Genomic DNA, 283 nt, shown 5'->3' with positions numbered 1-283 from the left:
TTCTTCCAGGCATTCGGGCCTGAAGAGCGCCTCCAGTTGCTCCCGGTCAAATTCATCTTCCGTTTCGTCCCACAACCAATATGCTACCCGGACCCGATCCCCGGCCTCAAACCGCTTATGGTCAAAGTTATAATCGGTACTGATAAAGACCAGTACGGCAATCTCACCGGTCACGACCAGGTCACCGTGGTTATAATCGCCCCAGAACAGGCCTTTTACGGTTAGGTCTCCGGCCACATAAATTTCCTGTCCGCCCACCACGATGTTATCCGCCTGCAGGTTG

Annotated in this window: 1 pseudogene; it reads right to left on the bottom strand. The window is 53.7% G+C overall.

The annotated features are described in order from the left end of the window. A pseudogene (locus ED312_RS23875) lies at positions 1–283 on the bottom strand (hypothetical protein); the annotation flags it as partial.

The sequence above is a fragment of the Sinomicrobium pectinilyticum genome, assembly GCF_003725735.1.
Lineage (GTDB): Bacteria > Bacteroidota > Bacteroidia > Flavobacteriales > Flavobacteriaceae > Sinomicrobium > Sinomicrobium pectinilyticum.
The sequence above is the reverse complement of the archived record's forward strand: the minus strand, read 5'-3'. Positions and strand labels throughout refer to the sequence as shown.